This is a genomic window from Pseudoroseomonas cervicalis ATCC 49957, from assembly GCF_000164635.1.
Taxonomy (GTDB): domain Bacteria; phylum Pseudomonadota; class Alphaproteobacteria; order Acetobacterales; family Acetobacteraceae; genus Pseudoroseomonas; species Pseudoroseomonas cervicalis.
The window spans coordinates 1-1,212 of sequence record NZ_GG770959.1 but is presented as its reverse complement, the minus strand read 5'-3'; the positions used below and the strand labels follow the sequence as shown (position 1 = coordinate 1,212).

The following is a 1,212-nucleotide window of genomic DNA, read 5'->3' as shown; positions in this document are numbered from 1 at the left end:
CCCCCGCGCCAGCGCCGCATGCAGCGCCGCCAGGGCCAGGCAGGTCAGCTCCAGCCCGGCGAACGCCCAGTCGCCCTGCGCCAGGCTGCGCCAGAGCGGCCGCTCCGTGGTGGCGGCGCTGAGCAGCGGCAGCAGCGCCAGCAGCGCGGCGGCCAGCCAGAGCTGCTCCAGCCAGGCGCGGCGGACGGGGCGCAGCACCGCGTGCAGCAGCGCCGCGCCCCACAGCATGAAGAACAGATCGACCTCCCACACGGCGCGGCCGGGCAGGCCGGCGGGCAGCAGCCGGTTGGCCCAGAGGAAACCTGTCATGGCGACCGACAGCCCGGCGATGCCGGCGATGTTCAGCCGCTCGGTCAGGCGCAGGCCGAGGGGGGCGCGCGCACCGGCGGGCAGCCTGGCGCGGCGCTTCACCGCCCACAGCACCAGCCCGGTGCCGACCATGGCGGTGCCCGCCAGGCTGACCAGGAAGTACAGCCAGCGCGTCGCGCTGTCGCTGAACCGGCCGAGATGCAGGGCGTAGAGCACGCCGCGCGCCTCGGCCGCCGCGCCGACGCTGTCGCGCACCGCCAGCAGCGCGCCGCTGGCGCCGGAGAATTCGAGGTATTGCGGGCTCATCGAGACGCGCCCCGCCTCGCCGCGCGACACCGCGACGCGGGAAGCGGCATCGCCCGGCAGGGTGATGGTGACGCGCCCCGCCTGGCCCTGGCCCCAGCGCGCCTCCGCCTGGCGCACCATGGCGTCGACCGGCGCCAGCGGCACGGCCTCGCCGCTCGGCCTTCCGGGGCGGAGGAAGGCGCTGAGCTGGGTGGACATCTCCTGCCGCTCGGCGGCGCTGCGGATCCCGGCGCGCTCGCCCCAGGGCATGTAGAGCGCCATCAGCGTGACCAGCCCGGTGTAGGTGATCATCAGGTGGAAGGGCAGGCCGAAGACCGAGAGCGCGTTGTGCGCGTCGAGCCAGGCGCGCGGCCCCTTGCCCCAGCGGAAGGTGAAGAAATCGACGAAGATCTTCCGGTGCGTGATGATGCCGCTGAGGATGGCGACCAGCATCAGCATCGCCGCCGCCCCGGCCAGCCAGCGCCCCCACAGCACCGGCATGTAGTGGAACTGGAAATGGAAGCGCAGGAAGAACTCGCCGCCCTGCGTCTCCCGCGCGGCGATCGGCGTGCCGGTCGCGGCGTCGAAGCGCGCGGCGCCGAAGCGGCGCTCCCCCGG

At 74.8% G+C, this 1,212-nt stretch carries 1 protein-coding gene; it reads right to left on the bottom strand.

Features of this window, described 5'->3' with window-relative positions; all coding sequences use genetic code 11:
- Positions 1-1,212 (bottom strand): PepSY-associated TM helix domain-containing protein (locus tag HMPREF0731_RS20770; RefSeq protein WP_007006200.1); only part of this gene is annotated, 1,212 nt, incomplete at both ends.